The 15,121-nt window shown below is 73.4% G+C and carries 15 protein-coding genes; 6 read left to right on the forward strand and 9 right to left on the reverse strand.

Features of this window, described 5'->3' with window-relative positions; genetic code table 11:
• Positions 1–79: 79 nt before the first annotated feature.
• Positions 80–1,450: a helix-turn-helix domain-containing protein gene (locus ACZ63J_RS01525; RefSeq protein ID WP_465408639.1), complete on the reverse strand. Its 1,371-nt coding sequence runs from the start codon at positions 1,448–1,450 to the stop codon at positions 80–82.
• 422 nt (positions 1,451–1,872) lie between these two features.
• Between ACZ63J_RS01525 and ACZ63J_RS01530 the strand changes: the two genes are divergently transcribed.
• Positions 1,873–2,889 carry an ABC transporter substrate-binding protein gene (locus ACZ63J_RS01530; protein WP_465339163.1) on the forward strand — a complete coding sequence of 339 codons (1,017 nt, stop codon included), beginning with the start codon at positions 1,873–1,875 and terminating at the stop codon, positions 2,887–2,889.
• A gap of 10 nt (positions 2,890–2,899) precedes the next feature.
• Here the strand turns inward: ACZ63J_RS01530 and ACZ63J_RS01535 are convergent, their stop codons facing one another.
• Entirely contained in the window at positions 2,900–3,715 is an 816-nt protein-coding gene (locus tag ACZ63J_RS01535; RefSeq protein WP_465408641.1) for an alpha/beta fold hydrolase, read from the reverse strand.
• Between the two features lie 11 nt (positions 3,716–3,726).
• A complete protein-coding gene (locus ACZ63J_RS01540) occupies positions 3,727–4,107 on the reverse strand; it encodes a VOC family protein (RefSeq protein ID WP_465408643.1) in 381 nt (126 codons plus the stop codon).
• Positions 4,108–4,155: 48 nt separating this feature from the next.
• Here ACZ63J_RS01540 and ACZ63J_RS01545 point away from each other — a divergent pair, with 48 nt between their 5' ends.
• Complete coding sequence (locus ACZ63J_RS01545; protein WP_465408645.1) at positions 4,156–4,779, forward strand: TetR/AcrR family transcriptional regulator; 624 nt, start codon at positions 4,156–4,158, stop codon at positions 4,777–4,779.
• On the opposite strand, the gene ACZ63J_RS01550 is transcribed toward ACZ63J_RS01545, so the two are convergent.
• Both ACZ63J_RS01550 and ACZ63J_RS01555 read right to left on the reverse strand, forming a co-directional pair.
• Positions 4,769–5,413 carry a response regulator gene (locus ACZ63J_RS01550; protein ID WP_465311806.1) on the reverse strand — a complete coding sequence of 215 codons (645 nt, stop codon included), beginning with the start codon at positions 5,411–5,413 and terminating at the stop codon, positions 4,769–4,771. The two genes, ACZ63J_RS01545 and ACZ63J_RS01550, sit on opposite strands and share 11 nt — an antisense overlap.
• 4 nt (positions 5,414–5,417) lie before the next feature.
• Positions 5,418–6,620: a sensor histidine kinase gene (locus tag ACZ63J_RS01555; protein ID WP_465339165.1), complete on the reverse strand. Its 1,203-nt coding sequence runs from the start codon at positions 6,618–6,620 to the stop codon at positions 5,418–5,420.
• A 213-nt stretch (positions 6,621–6,833) separates the two neighbouring features.
• Between ACZ63J_RS01555 and ACZ63J_RS01560 the strand changes: the two genes are divergently transcribed.
• Complete coding sequence (locus tag ACZ63J_RS01560) at positions 6,834–8,006, forward strand: serine hydrolase domain-containing protein (protein WP_465408785.1); 1,173 nt, start codon at positions 6,834–6,836, stop codon at positions 8,004–8,006.
• Positions 8,007–8,035: 29 nt separating this feature from the next.
• Entirely contained in the window at positions 8,036–8,947 is a 912-nt protein-coding gene (locus ACZ63J_RS01565) for a CPBP family intramembrane glutamic endopeptidase (protein WP_465408787.1), read from the forward strand.
• Here the strand turns inward: ACZ63J_RS01565 and ACZ63J_RS01570 are convergent.
• Together ACZ63J_RS01570 and ACZ63J_RS01575 are read right to left on the reverse strand one after the other, a co-directional pair.
• A complete protein-coding gene (locus ACZ63J_RS01570) occupies positions 8,903–9,997 on the reverse strand; it encodes a YeiH family protein (RefSeq protein WP_465339168.1) in 1,095 nt (364 codons plus the stop codon). The two genes, ACZ63J_RS01565 and ACZ63J_RS01570, sit on opposite strands and share 45 nt — an antisense overlap.
• On the reverse strand, positions 9,994–10,125 hold the full coding sequence (locus ACZ63J_RS01575) for a hypothetical protein (RefSeq protein ID WP_465408789.1): 132 nt from the start codon (positions 10,123–10,125) through the stop codon (positions 9,994–9,996). The genes ACZ63J_RS01570 and ACZ63J_RS01575 overlap by 4 nt, the downstream gene beginning before the upstream one ends.
• A 96-nt stretch (positions 10,126–10,221) precedes the next feature.
• Between ACZ63J_RS01575 and surE the strand changes: the two genes are divergently transcribed.
• Positions 10,222–10,962 (forward strand): 5'/3'-nucleotidase SurE, encoded by a 741-nt coding sequence (gene surE / locus ACZ63J_RS01580; protein ID WP_465408790.1) that lies wholly within the window; start codon positions 10,222–10,224, stop codon positions 10,960–10,962.
• A 13-nt stretch (positions 10,963–10,975) separates the two neighbouring features.
• Here surE and ACZ63J_RS01585 read toward each other — a convergent pair whose 3' ends face one another.
• Complete coding sequence (locus ACZ63J_RS01585) at positions 10,976–11,698, reverse strand: TetR/AcrR family transcriptional regulator (protein WP_465408791.1); 723 nt, start codon at positions 11,696–11,698, stop codon at positions 10,976–10,978.
• Positions 11,699–11,785: 87 nt separating this feature from the next.
• On the opposite strand from ACZ63J_RS01585, the gene ACZ63J_RS01590 reads away from it, so the two are divergent.
• Positions 11,786–12,640, forward strand: coding sequence for an alpha/beta fold hydrolase (locus ACZ63J_RS01590; protein WP_465408793.1), 855 nt, complete (start codon positions 11,786–11,788; stop codon positions 12,638–12,640).
• On the opposite strand, the gene ACZ63J_RS01595 is transcribed toward ACZ63J_RS01590, so the two are convergent.
• A complete protein-coding gene (locus ACZ63J_RS01595) occupies positions 12,540–15,044 on the reverse strand; it encodes an FUSC family protein (protein WP_465408795.1) in 2,505 nt (834 codons plus the stop codon). The genes ACZ63J_RS01590 and ACZ63J_RS01595 overlap by 101 nt on opposite strands.
• Between the last annotated feature and the right edge of the window lie 77 nt (positions 15,045–15,121).

The raw sequence follows: 15,121 nt of genomic DNA on the forward strand, positions 1-15,121 counted from the left end.
CCGCCCGCCGCGTTTCGCGGCGAGTCGCAGAGTGCACAGTGAGGGGCCGCCGCGGTTTCCCGGTGACCAGTGACGCGGGTTAGAGCGAGCCGAGCGCCCGCAAAGCCAGCCACAGCTCGTGTTTGGCGCTGGGCAGGTGCAGCAGGGACCGCCCGAGCGCCTGCTCGATCCGGGCCAGCCGCTTGCGCGCGGCCGGCGCGGAGATGGCGAGGGCCGCCGCGGTGGCCGGGAGCCGGGTGTCGGCGCGCAGCCAGGCTCGCACCGTCTCCAGGCCGGCGGGTTCCAGGGGACGGACTTGGGAACGGGCCCAGACGGCCGCCGCCGGGGTCGCCAGCAGTGCGTCGAGGGTGCGCGGCCGGTCCGCCCCGGCCGCGGTGGGCTGCCGGGCGTGCAACCGCAGCGCGAGCCACGCGGCCGACTGGTCGGGAACCCGGGTGAGGTCGACGCCGAGCAAGTCGTCGAGCAGGCGGACGCGGGCCGCGAGGGTGTTGCGGTGGATCTTGAGGTGCCGGCTCGCGCCGCTGCCGAAGGTGAGCCAGGAGGTCAACGTCGCCAGGAGCTCTTCGGCGCCGGGATCGGCGCGCCGCGCGGGGGTGTAGGACAGGCACGGCGTCAGGAACCCCGCCGCCCAAGCGTATCCGGCGCCGCCGAGGAACGGCGTGAGGTCGGTCTGCCGGTCGAACCGGGCGAACCCGCCGGGCACCCCGCGGGCCACCGCCAGGGCGTGGAACGCTTGCTCGTAGCCGATCGCGGTCTCGCGCAGCGGCATTTCCTCACTCGCGCCGATCCGGGCTTCCGGGGCATGCTCGGCGATCAACCGGCCCAGGGACCGGCCCGCGCGGCGGTCGCCTTCGGCTGGCACGAGCGCGATCAGGTGGTGGGGCTGGACCGGGCACGGCACGATCCACGCCCGCCCTCGCGCGAAGCGCTCGATCCGGTCCGCGACGCGGTGGCGGCGCCCGCCCGGGCACTCGACGACGTAGACGCGGGAAAGCTCGGCCAGCCGCGGCCCGAGGGTCCCGGCGATCCGTTGCGCGGCCGCGACACTGCCGACGATGAGCAGGTGCAGCACGGCTTCGCGGCTGTGCGCCATCGCCACGGCGACCCGGCCGCGGGTGTGCTCGGCCTCTTCCAGCCGCAGGCAGAGGTCCAGCACCCGGGCGGCGTCGGTGAGCAGGACACCGTGCGGGCGCGCCGAGGGGCCCGCGACCATCAGGTGCGGCGGATCGTCCGCCGTGCCGACGCGGACGAGGTCGAGGGTGCCCGCTTCGTCGTCGAGGACCGCGGAAAGCGTTCCCCGGAGGCGCATGCCGGCCAACGCGGTGACGGCCGCGGCGGGGACCGCGGGACGCGGGCGGCCGGGCGGCGCGGCCAGCACCCGGCCGCCGGCGCCGAGCAGGGCCACCGAGCCGCCGGTCCGCTCGGCGAGCCGGCCGAGGATCGCGCGCACCGCGTCGGGACCGGTCGACAGCCGGACGAGCGCGGCCAGGTCGTCGGCGCGGCCGGATGCCGGCGTCGTCCGGACTCAGCCCACTCCTCGACCACCCTTCGGCTGTAAGGGCTTTCACGGTAGCCCCCGGGGCGCCGGAGCACCGAAGCCGGTGTGCCGGGGCCCTGTTCCGCTCGATCCCGCGATCCCGGTGGCCGCTTTCCGGGAAATCGTCGGCGGCAGTTCTTTCGACACGCAGATTCGTAAAAAGATCTCGCTCCCGAACGCCCGAATGGAGATCGTGGATCAAGGATTCGCGCTGTCATCTTGGTGAACTCCCGGTTTCGTGGAACATGATCGCATTGTCAGCCGATGTGACGGTGCCTACAGTGGCCAGCTTGATTCGGTCCACCCATCGGCACTTTTCGCCTAAGGAGCAGGCCTTGCCGGGAATCGCCAGTAACAGTGATCGGGTTCTTCCTCGCCGCGCCGCCATCGGGCTCGCCGTCGCCGCCGTCATGGCCGCCACCGGCTGCGGCGCGCTCGGCATGAACGCCTCGAACGCGGCGGCGAGCGGCAGCGGCCTGGAAAAGCCGACGCTGAAGGTCTCGATCCTGCCGACCACGGACCTCGCGCCGTTCTGGCTGGCCCAGGACGAAGGCTACTTCAAAGCCGAAGGTCTCAGCGTCGACTCCGTGGTCGCGGCGAGCGGCCAGGCCTCGCTGACGAAGGCGATCTCGGGGGAGGCCGATATCGCGTTCTCGACCTACCCGCCGTTCTTCATCGCCCGCAGCACCGGCGCCGCCGACATGCAGCTGGTCGCCGACGCGACGTCGGTCAACGCGAAGTCCAATGCGATCGTCACGGTGCCGAATTCGCCGGTGAAAACGATTCAGGACCTGGCCGGGAAGAAGATCGCGATCACGGCCAAGAACACCGCTTCGGATCTGCTGACCCGGTCGGTGATGCAGGACCACGGCGTGGACTTCGGCAAGGTGAAATGGGTCCTGATCCCGCTGCCGAACATCGCCGCGGCCCTGCAGCAGGGTGAGGCCGACGCGGCCTACCTGCCCGAGCCCTACGTCACGCAGGCCGCCAAGACGGCCGGCGCGATCCCGGTGATCGACATCAACACCGGTGCCACGCAGGACTTCCCGCTCACCGGCTACGGCGCGACGAAGACGTGGGTGCGGGAGCACCCGAAGACCCTCGCCGCGTTCCAGCGGGCGATGCAGAAAGCCACCCACGCGGCCACGAACGACCGCGCCAAGGTCGAGCCGCTGCTCGTGCGGTTCGCCAAGATCGACGAGGACACCGCCAAGCTGCTCACCCTGCCGGGCTACGGCTCGAGCCTGGATTCGCGGCGCCTGCAGCGGGTTCCGGACCTGCTGCTGCAGCTCGGCGCCATCCCGCGCCCGATCGACGTGAACGCGATGATCGGACCGCAGGCCGTCGGCTGACCGCGGCCGGTCAGCGGTGCCCGGCCCGATCCCGGGCCGGGACGAGGGCCGCGAGTTCGGCTGCGTGCGTCAAGGGCAGCAGGTGGTTGGCGCCGCCGATCGTCGCCACCCGCGCGTCCGGCGCGGTGGCGGCGAGGGCGGCGACCAGCCGGTGGGTCACCGCCGGGCTTTCCCCGCCCTGCACCAGGAGAACCGGTGCGGTGACCCGGGCCAGGTCGCTCGGCGGCCAGAGACTCATCGCCGGGATTTCGTTGCTGAAGAAGAAATCCGCGTCACGCTCGGCGCGACTGAGCCCGGCCGGACCCAGGACGTCGGTGAGCACCGCGCGGTAACCGGGACCGCAGACGGCAGCCATGAAGGCGTCGAACGCCGCCGGCACGTCACCGCGCCCCGCGGCGGCCATGGCCGCGCCCAGCGCCGGTCCGAGCAGGGCGCCTGCTTCGGGCCGGTCGGCCGGGTCCAGCAGCGCGTCGATCAGCGGCGGTTCCGACAACACCAGCCGCGACACCAGGTCCGGCCGGTCGAGCGCCAGCTGGAGTGCGATCACCGAGCCGGACGAATGGCCGACGACGGTCGCCGACGGGATGTCCAGGAGATCGAGCACGGCGGCGGCGTGGGCCGCGTGGCCGGCCATGCCGATCGGGCCGGGCGGGACGTCTCCTTCGGTGTATCCCGCGCGCAGCAACCGGATCACGCGGCCGGGCAGGCGCTCGGCGAGCGGGTCGAACCACGCGCCGAAGACGCCGGCGTGCACGAGCAGCGTGACCTCCCCGGTTCCGGTGTCCGTCCAGCCGACGGTGGCGCCGTGGATCGTCGTGGTGGGCATCTGGTTCTCCTTCAGTCCGCGTAGAGCCGGATTTCGACACCGTTGGGGTCGTGCAGGCCGACCAGGACGCGGCCGCCGCCGTGGCCGGTCACGACCCCGCCGTGCGGCTCGCCCGCCGCGTCCAGCGCGGCCTTCCACGTCTCGACGTCCGCCCGGGCCGGGACGAGCAGCGCCAGGGCGTCGAAGCCGGACATCGCCTTGGCGCGCGCGGGATCGTGCCGCAGCGCGAGCTGGGGCGAGCACCCTTCGTGCTGCAAAGCCGCTCCGCGGACGACGCCGTCTTCGACGAACTCGATGGCCACTTCGAAGCCGAGAACCCGCTCGTACCAGGCCCGGCTGCGGGCGACGTCGCTCACGGGCAGCTTGACGTGGTGGATGCCGGCGATCTCCACGGCGACCCCATTTCGTTGTAGTCCAACTCTAGAGTTAGAATGCAACCGATGACCGGGAACGTCAAGCCCCGCGCCGCCCGCACCCGGGCGACCCGGCGGCGCATCGTCGAGGCGGCGAGCGAGCTGTTCGTCGCGAACGGCTATGCGGCCACGAAGCTCGAAGACATCGCCGTGCGCGCGGAAGTGGCCGTGCAGACGGTGTACTTCCACTTCGGCAACAAGCGCACGGTGCTCAAGGAAGCCGTCGACCTGGCCGTGGTCGGCGACGACGCGCCGGTCGGCATGCTCGAGCGGCCCTGGCTCGAGGAAGCGCGCGCCGAGCGGGACCCGCGGCGGGTCCTCGAGCTGTGGACGGCTTACGGCCGCGGCATCCTGACGCGGGTCGGCCCGATCATGCGGGTGGTGCAGGCCGCGGCCGTCGTCGACCCCGACATGGCCGCGCAGTGGCAGGCGAACGAGGCCCAGACCGCGACGGCGTTCCGCGTGCTCGCCGGCCAGCTCGACGGCCTGGCCGCGCTGCGCGTGCCGGTCGACGAAGCCGTCGACATCCTGTGCGCGCTGTCGGGCCTGGAGATGTTCCTCGTGCTCAGCGCACGCGGGTGGAGCCCGCAGCGGTGGGAGACGTTCGTCGTCGACGCGTGCGCGCACGCGCTGCTGCGGGTCAAGCCTTGAGGTAGGCCAGGACGGCCAGCACCCGCCGGTGACCGGCGTCGGAGGCCGGCAGGCCCAGCTTCGCGAAGATGTTGCCGACGTGCTTGTGCACCGCGCCGTCGCTGACCACCAGGAGCTTGCCGATGGTGCTGTTCGCGTGGCCCTCGGCCATCAGCTCCAGCACCTCGCGCTCGCGGGGGGTCAACGCCTGCAACGGGTCGTCGGCGCGGCGGCGCACCAGCAGCCGGGCGACGACTTCGGGGTCCATCGCGGTGCCGCCGGCGGCGACCCGCTCGAGGGCGTCGAGGAAGTCGGTGACCTTCCCGACGCGCTCCTTCAGCAGGTAACCGACCCCGCCGGTGCCGTCGGCGAGCAGCTCGGTGGCGAACCCCTCTTCGACGTGCGCGGACAGCACGAGCACGGCCAGGCCGGGCCAGCGCCGCCGGGCCTCGACGGCGGCGCGCAGGCCTTCGTCGCGGAACGTCGGCGGCATCCGGACGTCGACCACGGCGACGTCCGGCAGGTCGCCGGCCAGGGCTTCCAGCAGGTCTTCGGCGTTGTCGACGGCCGCGACGACCTCGATGCCTTCGGCCCGCAGCAGGTGGGTCAGGCCCTCCCGCAGGAGGGCGTCGTCCTCGGCGATCACGATGCGCACCGGGTCATGGTCCCGCAGGGATCTCCACGTGCACCGCGGTGGGTCCGCCGGGCGGGCTGTCCAGCCGGGTCACGCCGTCGAACGCGGCGACGCGGTGGCGGATCCCGGCCAGGCCGCTGCCGCCCGCCTCGTCCGCGCCGCCGTGGCCGTCGTCGGTGATTTCGAGGACGACCCGGTCGTCCTCCGCGCGCAGGCTCACGGTGATCTGTTGTGCCCCGCTGTGCTTGACGGCGTTGGTCAGGGTTTCGGCCACGACGAAGTAGGCGGCCGCTTCGACCGCGGCGGGCAGGCGCGGCAGCGGCCGTTCGTCGAGCTCGCACGGGATGGCGCAGTGCGACACCAGCGAAGCCACCGCGCCGGACAGCCCGCGCGCGGCGAGCACCGGCGGGTAGATGGCGCGGACGACCTCCCGCAGCTCGGCGAGCGCGTCGGTGGCGGCGGTCTGGGCGGTGAGCACCAGCGGCAGGGCCGTCGCCGGGTCGCGGTGCAGCGCCCGTTCGACCATGCCCAGGTGCATCACGACCGCGACGAGCCGGTTCTGCGTGCCGTCGTGGAGGCTGCGCTCGATGCGCCGCAGCTCGGTGCCGTGCGCTTCGAGCGCGGCCGCTCGCGTCGCGGTGACCTCCGCGAGGCGTTCGACGAGGGAAGCCCGGGGCGGCGCGAGCTTGTCCGCGCTGAACCGCGCGTACCACCGGGCCAGCGACGGCACGAGCAGCAGCAGGGCCGCGTACCCGGCCGCGGTGAGCACCGCCCAGCCCGCGCCGCCCCAGGAGTCCACCGCGAGATCGAGCGTGGTCGAGACGCCGGGGAAGAGCGGCCAGACCGCGGCGACGACGAGGTTCTCGAGCGTCCCGGTCACCGCCCCGATCGCCACCATGCCCGCCAGCAGCCCGGCGGTGGCCTGCAGGGCGAGCCACCGCAGGTTCCGGCGCGTCTGCGGGCTCCCGGCCACGGCGACGAACCCGCCCTCGACGGCGGGTGGCGCGGGGACCGGCGTGCGGAGGAACCGGCCGACCCGGCGGCGTTCGGCGTCCGCGAGCCGCCCGGCGCCGTGCACCACGGACGGGAACAGCGGCAGCGTGACGACCAGCGCGACCGTCACGAACAGGCCGAGGAAGAGGAGCAGTGCCAGCAGGCCGGTGCCCGCGGTGACGGCGAGGAACCGCCACGCGCGCAGCTTCGGCCGCGGGGTCGCGGGTTCGGTCACGGTGAGCGCTCTCCTGGTGGACGGGGCCGGGTCGCCGCCCAGGTTAGGGGGCGCCCGTGGGCGCGAACCATCCCACGGAGGGGCCTGCGGGGGTGGAGGCGGCCCCCCCCCCGAGCCGGTCACTGGCGGGATGTCCGCGCCGGCCCGGTTCTCGCAGGATTCGGTCACCGCTCGCCGGAGCACCGGCCGGGCCCGAACCCCAGGAGAGCATCGATGCGCCGTCCGCCCACCACCCAGTCCCCGTCACCCGCCGGCCGGGCCGTGAAGACGGCTGGCACGCTTGTCGCCCTGTGCGCACTGGCGGCCGGAGCGACCACCACCGCCGCGGCGGCCACCGGCGGCGACCGCCCTTCGCACGACGTCGTGCAGAACGACCTCGACAACCTCGTGCGCGCCGACGGTTTCCCCGGCGCGCTCGCCGCCGTGCGGGACCGCGGCGGCCGCACCCGCTCCTACACCGCCGGTCTCGGCGACCTCACCACGAAGACGCCGGTGCCGGTGGACGGCCAGGTGCGGATCGGCAGCAACACCAAGACGTTCACGGCGGTGGCCGTGCTGCAGCTCGTCGGCGAGGGGAAGATCGACCTGGACGCGCCGATCGAGCGGTACCTGCCGAACCTGCTGCGAGGACAGGGGATCGACGGGACGGCCATCACGGTGCGGCAGCTGCTGCAGCACACCAGCGGCCTGCCCGAGTACACCGACCTGCTCGGCTCGGACGTCACGGCGTTCCAGCACGTGTACATGAGTGCGCGCACCCTGCTCGACCTGGCGCTGACCAAGCCCGCGACCTTCGCGCCCGGCACCGGCTGGTCCTACAGCAACACCAACTACATCGTCGCGGGCCTGCTCCTCGAGAAGGTCTCCGGCCGTCCGCTCGCCGAGGTCCTCACCCAGCGCGTCATCCGGCCGGCCGGGCTGCGGCACACCTACTTCCCGGCCGTCGGTGAAGAGAAGATCCGGGAGCGGCACCCGCACGGTTACCACCCGGGGCCGGACGGCCAGCCGCTGGACGTCACCGACCTCGACGGGTCGTGGGCCGGCGCCGCGGGCCAGATGGTGTCGACACCCAGTGACCTCAACGCCTTCTACCGCGCGGTGCTCGGCGGCCGGCTCCTCCCGCCCGCGCAGCTCGCCGAGATGCGCACGACGGTCGAGGCGCCGGGCTTGCCGCCCGGCTCGGGCTACGGCCTCGCTCTGGTCAGCACACCACTGAGCTGTGGGGGAGTGATGTGGGGCCACGGCGGCAACATCTTCGGCTTCGAGGTCCTCGACGGCGTCACCGAAGACGGCCGCGCGGCCACCGTGGCGGTCACCGCCCTGCCCCAGCGGATCGACCAGGCCGAGCACGTCGCGAAGGTCGTCGACGACGCCCTCTGCCGCTGACCGAACCCTTGAAGCGAAAGGAAAACACCGTGTTAATCCCCGACGAGAAGGTCCACTCCGCCGCGCGAGGCGTCATCGCCCGGCACCCGCTGCGCAGCTTCTTCACCCTGGCGTTCGCGCTGAGCTGGCTCGCCTGGATCCCGTACATCCTTTCCGAAAGCGGCCTGGGCCTCGCGCCGTTCGACTTCCCGGTCCTGCTGGGCACCACCCAGGTGCTGGGTGTGCTGCCCGGCGCCTACCTCGGCCCCATCCTGGCGGCGTTCGTCGTCACGGCGGTTGCCGAAGGCCGGCCCGGGCTCCGGCGCTGGGCCGGGCGGCTGCTGAAGTGGCGGGTGAACTGGCGCTGGTACGCGGTGATCATCCTGGGGGTCCCGGCGGCCCTGGTCGTCACCAGCATCCCGTTGTACGGCACCGACATCCACTTCCCCTCCGGGGCGGTGCTGCTGGCCTACCTGCCCGCGCTCGTGTTCCAGCTGATCACCACCGGGCTGGCCGAAGAGCCCGGCTGGCGCGACTTCGCCCTGCCCCACATGCAGCCGCGGTTCGGGCCGCTGCGCGGCACCCTGATCCTCGGGGTGCTGTGGGGCGCCTGGCACCTGCCGCTGTTCCTGACGGACTGGGCGGGCGCGGACGTCGACTGGTACACCCCGATCGAGTTCGTCGCGTCCGCCGTGGCCTTCAGCATCGTGATGACGTGGGTCTTCAACCGCACGGGCCAGAGCCTGCCGCTGGCGATGATCCTGCACACGAGCGTGAACAACTTCTTCTCCGTCGCGTGGACCGAGATCTTCCCGACGGCGCGGGAGGCCAACGCGAGCCACGTGCTGCTGGTCTCCTCCGCCGTCGCCGCGGCGATCCTGCTCGCCGCGACCCGGGGCCGGCTCGGGTACCGGGCCCTAGAAGCTGATCCACTGGGACGTCAGCAGCACCAGGCCGAGTGAGCACGCCGCCACGACGACCAGGCCGAGGGCGGCGACGACGAGGGGCCGGAAGCCGCTGCGGGCCATCTGGCGGAGGTCGAAGTTCAGGCCGACACCGGCGAAGCACAGCAGGAACGCCCATTTCGACAGGTTGCCGAGGCTGGTGACCTCGGCCTTGGTGAACACGTGCGCCGTGGCCAGTGCCGACACGACGACGAACCCGAGCACGAACTTCGGGAACGTGCGCCAGACGAAACCCGCGCGGCCCTTCAGCCCGCTCGCGACGGCTTTGCCGCCCCGGGTGGACCAGTACGCCGCGTACCCCAGGACGACCAGGCCGATCAGGGCGTTGCGGGTGCTCTTCACCGCGACCGCCACGTCCTGGGCGTGCGGGGAGTAGGCGGCGCCGGTCGCCGTCGTCTCGGCGGTGTTGTCCACGGCCAGGCCCGCCCACAGGCCGAACTGTGTGTCGGAGAGGTTCAGCGCGTGCCCGATCAGCGGGAAGGTGAAGAGGGCGACGGCGCCGAGGGCGAGGATCGCGGCGATGGCGTACCCGGAGTCCTCGTCGTCGGCGTCGATCGAGCCGCGGCCGGCGATGATCGCCGAGACCCCGCAGATCGACGTGCCGATGGCGAGCAGCGACGACAGCTTCCCGCCGAGCCCGAAAGCCTTGCCCACCAAGAGGATCACCGTCGTGGCGACGGCCATGTCGACGAGGATCAGCCCGAGGCTCAGGCCGCCGAGCTTGGCCAGGTCGCCCAGCACGAACCGGGCGCCGAGGAGCACGATGCCGATCTTCAGCCAGAACTCGTAGGTGGCCACGCCCGGGCGGAACACGGCCGGGACGCCGATCGTGTTGCGGATGACCAGCCCGAGGACGATCGCCCACAACACGTACTCGATGTCGGGCAGCGCCGTGCCGGTCGCCTTGCCGATGCTGCGCACCCCGTTCTGCGCCAGCGTTCCCACGATGCCGACGCCGACGAGCAGCAGGAGCCCGGGCACGTACCGCAGGACGGGGATCGCGGTCAGCCCGCCGCGGCCGGTGGTGGTCTCCGCGGGCGTCGTCATTTGACCAGGAAGGTGATCGTCGGCAGCAGGCCGAGCGCGGCCAGCAGCACCACCACGGCCGCGACGGCCACGGCGGCCCAGTCCGCGCTGAGGCGGGGCGACGGCTTCGGGTCGGATTCGGGCGTCATGGTTGCAGGACTTTAGGCGTGGCAACGCGTCCTGGCCCGCGCGTCCAGGAAGTGGGAACGTCGAAGCGCTGCGGTTCGAGGACGTGCGGAGGAACTGTGAGAGTACTGGTCACCAACGACGACGGGATCGACTCGCCGGGGCTGCACGCCCTGGCCCGGGGCGCGCTGGCGCACGGCTGGGAGGTCGTCGTCGCGGCGCCGGCCGAGGAGGCGAGCGGCACCAGCGCGGGCCTGACCGCCGCCGGCAGCTTCCGGCGGATCGCGGTGGAGCGGCGGGAGCTGCCGGATCTCGGGGCCGTCCCGGCGCACGCCGTCGCCGCGCACCCCGGGCTCATCGCGCTGCTGGCCGCGCAGGGCGCCTTCGGGGAACCGCCGGCCGTGGTGCTCTCCGGGGTGAACCGCGGCGCGAACGTCGGCCGCGCGGTGCTGCACTCCGGCACGGTCGGGGCGGCGCTCACGGCGTCGATCAACGGGGCCCGCGCGCTGGCGGTCTCCCTCGACGTCGGCCTGGACGACGGCGTCGGCACCCACTGGGACACCGCGGTCGCCGTCGCGTCCGGGCTGTTCGACCGGCTCGCGAAGGCGCCGGCCGGGACGGTGCTGAACCTCAACGTCCCGGACCGCGCCGACGCCGGCGAGCCCGAACGCGCGACCCTCGCGGAGTTCGGCTCGGTCCGAAGCCGCGTCGAGGATCCCGGTGACGGCACGGTCGCCCTGACCGCGGTGCTGGTCGAAGGCGGCTTGCCGCCCGGCAGCGACGCCGCATTGCTGGCCGCGGGCCACTCGACGGTCACCGCCCTGCGTTCGGTGGCCGAGGACCCCGACCTGGTGTTCTGACGAGCGGCGCCCGCTAGGCCCGGTCCGCGCGCAGCCCGGCGAGCACGTGCTCCAGCCCCCGCCGGAACGTCCGTTCGGAGCGGTCCTCGGCGTGCGGTGTCTCGGCTTCGAGCATGATCCGGCTCAGGTGCGGGTAGTCCCCGCTGCCGATGATCGTTTCGCCGTACCGGGCCTGCGCCGCCAGCCAGGCCGGCATGTCCTGGCTGGAGCGCCGGCTCGCCTCCCGTTCGGCCAGTTCGGTGCCGACGTGCCCGCGGACGAACGTCAGCAGCGTGCCGACCTGGGCCAGCACCTCGTCGGGCCCGAGGTCCGGCGCGGCGGCCGCCGCGTACGTCGCCTCCAGCCAGGCCAGGCCGTTCGGGCCCAGCACCGGCCGGGACATCGGGAGGGCGGCCAGCCACGGGTGCGCCAGCACGAGCGCGCGGTGCGCTTCGGCGACGGCCCGCAGGTCGGCCTGCCGGTCGCCGGTGCGGGCCGGGGGTTCGCGCTCGCCCATCGCGCGGTCGGCCATCAGCTCGAACAGCTCGTCCTTGGTGTCCACGTACCGGTACAGCGCGGTCGGGCCGGTGCCCAGCTCGCCGGCGACCCGGCGCAGGGACACCGCTTCGATCCCTTCGGCGTCGGCCAGCCGGATCGCGGCGTCGGCGAGGTCGGCCCGGCTGTGCGCGGGACGCGGCCCGCGCGTGCCGCGTTCGGGACGCAGCCAGATCGGGGGCCGGACGGCGGCTTCGGGCATCGGCGGCTCCTCGACGTTATTGCGATCAGTGTACCCAGTTGGCTAGTCTCGGGAAACTGCGATCGGCGTACACAGATTGGGGGACCCATGCGGGGCTACCGCACGGAGACGGCCGCTTCGGCCGACGGCACGGTCATCGGCTACCGGACTCTGGGCCGCGGGCCCGCGGTGCTGCTGGTGCACGGCGGGATGAAGGCGGCCCAGCACCTGATGGACCTTGCCGCGGCGCTGGCGGACGCGTTCACCGTCCACGTGCTCGACCGGCGCGGCCGCGGGCTGAGCGGTCCGTACGGCGCGGACTTCGGCGTCCGGCGTGAGGTCGAAGACCTCCAGGCCGTGGCCGCGGCGACCGGGGCGACCCGCGTCTTCGGCCTGAGCTCCGGCGGGCTCGTCACCCTGCGGACCGCTCTCGAGACGCCGTCGATCGACCGGATCGCGCTCTACGAGCCGCCGCTGTCGGTGCGCGGGTCGGCGCCGACCGGCTGGATCCCGCGCTACGAAAGGGAGATCGCGGCCGGGCGGACGACGTCGGCGATGGTCACCGCGTTGAAGGGGCTGGGGACCGAACCGTGGTTCGGCCGGGTGCCGCGTCCGGTGCTCGTGCCGTTCCTTTCGGCCGGCGCGCGGTTCCTGGGTGACGCGGCCGCGGACGACGTCCCGATCCCGGAGCTCATCCCCACGATCGGCCACGACATGCGGGTGGTGCGCGAAATGGCCGACACCGCACCGGACTACGCGACACTGGACGCGCAGGTCCTGCTGCTCGGCGGCGGCCGGAGCCCGGCCTACCTGGGGCAGGCGCTCGGCGAGCTGGCCGCCACCCTGCCGCACTCGCGCCGGGTCACGTTCCCGGAGCTGACCCATGAGGGCCCGGAGGAGGACGGTGATCCACGGCGCGTGGGTGCCGTGCTGCGGGAGTTCTTCGCTGAGCCGGTTTCCTGAGCTGGCCCGGCTTCGCGCAGCGTCCCGGGTGGGCCGGCGGGCCCGGGGTGCGGGCCGCCGTCAGCCAGACGTCCTGGACCACGCCGCGGCCCTGGCCGGCGAGCACCGTCGAGGCGGCCGGGCCGTGCTGGTCCGCCGCCGTGATCAGGACGTACGAGCCCGCCTGGGGCGCTTCCAGCGTGAAGGCGCCGTCGGCGGCCGACGTCGCCCGGGCGGCTTGACGGCCGTGGGCGTCGACCAGCGTCAGGGTCGCGCCCGGGAGAGTCGAGCCGGTCGCGCCGTGGACCCGGCCGGAGATCCGCGTGACACACGGCGCGGCGGGCTCGGCGAGCTGGCCCGGTTCGTCGCCGGTGGCGATCTCGTGCAGCAGCCGGCGCAGGTGCAGCAGCTCGAGCAGCACCGGCTCGTCGTGAGAGGAGCAGTGCCGGGATAGGGCGGCTTCGCCCAGGTCGAGCAGCGTCGGCAGGTCCGACTCGCCGGGGTCGGCGACCTCCGCCGCGACAGCCGCCAGCGCCCGGGCGGGCCCGGCCAGCGACCGGTCGGTGACGCGGCCGCGGCGCAGGGCGGTGACCAGCCGCCGGGTGTGCTGGACCAGCGTGGCGGCCAGCGTCAGCCGGTGCCGCGTGGTGCGGGACCCGCCGCCCCAGGGCACCGCGGCCACCAGCGGCGCGGCCACCAGCCGCAGCTGGCGCAGGTCGTTGTCCAGGACGCGGGCGCGGGCGTCCAAGTCCGGGGTGCCCGCGTGCCCTTCGATGCGATCCGCGACGGTCTCCAACAGCTCCGCCAGTGTGCGCGCGAGGGCGCGGTGGGCGGTGCGGACGGTGTCGCGCGTGCTCAGCGGCGTCAGCACCAGGCCGACCGCGACGCCGACGGCCGCGCCGATGGCCGTCTCCTCCAGCCTAAGCACCAGCAGGCCGGGGGAGAACTCGTTGAGCACGCTGTAGAGCTGGCTCACCATGATCGTGACGAAGAAGATCATGTACGCGTACGACAGCCGCTGCAGGTAGAACCCGCAGAACATGCTGCCGACGATCACCGCGAGCACGGCCGCGGTGTGCCCGGCCGTCAGGTGGGCGAGCGCGATCCCGGCGCCGAGCCCGACCAGCGTGCCTGCCACGCGGTTGACCGACTTGAGGAACACCTCCGAGCGCGTCGCCGTGCCGGTGAACGCGACGAACGCGGCGATCACGGCCCAGTAGTACCGCTGCTCCGACAGCAGCCGCCCGAGCACGATCGCCAGCCCGCCCGCGACCGCCACCTGGACGGCCTGCCGCGTCGTGAGATCCAAGCGGCGCAACGGGTTCCACGCGCCGCCGCGCGGTTCGACGTCGCCCGCCGCGGCGGCCGAACCGGGCAGCGCGCCCATCGCGATCGTCACCGCGGGCTCGAAGTCGCCGGTGTCGGTGAGGCCGTCCCGGTCGGCGCGGCGGACCACGGCGAGGTAGTCGGTGACCGCCACGGCGACCAGCCGCACCGGCGCGGTCCCGGCCCGCCCGAGGAGTGCTTCGGCGGCCCGTCCGGCGGCCGGGTAGTCGTTGCGGGCGAACAGGTCCAGCACTCGCGCCGCCTCGGCGGCCAGGTCCGGCCGGGTCTCCGGCTGCGTGCACGCGGTGACGAGCAGGTCGATCGCGAGCTGCGCGTCCATCGTCGTCCGCCGGACCGAAGCCGCGGAGACGTCGCCGGGCAGCACCGGCACCTCGGCCGACCAGGCCTCGATCATCAGCGCCGACTCGGCGAGCCGCGTCTGCGCGGCGTGGACGCGGCGCACGAGCCGCTCGTCCGGCCCGCCGTCCAGGAGGATCGCGCAGAGCCGGGCGACCGCTCGGGCCCGGGCGCCGAACGCGCGGCGGGTGCGGGAGAGCGTGCGGGCGGGGTTGTCGCGCAGCACGGTCAGCGACAGCAGCAGGACCCAAGCGCTCGCGATGACGACGGCGACGAGCATCGCGGGCAGCCCGTCGAGCGTCGCGTGCAGGAACGCCGCGAAGAAGTAGCCCATCCAGACCATGAAGCCGTAGAAGAAGAACGGGATCCCGAACCGCCGGACGAACACGGCGGCGAACATCACCACGACGAAGACCGCGAGCATCAGGTCGGTGTGCGGCGCGACGGCGATGCCGGCCGCCATCCCGAGCCCCATCGCGACGGGGAACAGCGCCGCGGTGCGCACCTTCGGCCACACCGCCGTGCCGCTCAGGGCCATCGAGCCCATCATCGCGGTGATCGCGCCGAGCAGGACGGCGACCAGGGTGGCCTGGGCGCCGGCCCCGGTCAGCTCGGCGAAGACGTACTCGACCCCCAGCCCGGTGGTCATCGCGACGGCCGCGGAGACGGCGCTGCGCAGCCGGGTCAGCCCCGGGTCCGAGCCGAGCACCTTGTCCCTGATCCGGTGAACCGCGTGTCCCATCCGAGTGAGGTCTCCTCCTGCCGAACCGAATGTCGGTATCATGCCGACAATTATCGGTATGGTACCGATAACGTCCG

It is taken from the genome of Amycolatopsis sp. NPDC104863 (genome assembly GCF_055582965.1).